The organism is Sphingobacterium bovisgrunnientis, assembly GCF_009829085.1.
GTDB lineage: Bacteria > Bacteroidota > Bacteroidia > Sphingobacteriales > Sphingobacteriaceae > Sphingobacterium > Sphingobacterium bovisgrunnientis.
The window spans coordinates 1-307 of sequence record NZ_WUQY01000261.1; the positions used below are offsets into that span (position 1 = coordinate 1).

The 307-nt window shown below is 41.0% G+C and carries 1 protein-coding gene; it reads right to left on the reverse strand.

The genetic code is table 11. The features are described 5' to 3' along the window. On the reverse strand, positions 1–307 hold a 307-nt coding region (locus GOQ16_RS18625), incomplete at both ends, for a Ty1/Copia family ribonuclease HI (RefSeq protein ID WP_160070470.1).

Consider the following 307-nt stretch of genomic DNA (forward strand, 5'->3'; position numbering starts at 1 on the left):
ACTATCACACAAGATAGATATTGAAGATGTATTCTTCGGTCCCAAAGGTATCTCATAAAAGAGATCCTTAAGCCACTCAGCTTCTTTTCCGGTATCCGATAATGCTACGAATTCGGATTCCATGGTCGAGTGCGTTATACATGTCTGTTTCTTTGATTTCCAAGAAACAGCTCCTCCTCCAAGAGTGAACACCCAACCGGAAGTGGATTTATTCTCACCCGTGCTAGATATCCAACTAGTATCGGTAAATCCTTCCAATACAACCGAGAATTTAGTATATTGTAGGCATAAGCCCTTGGTCTTCTTT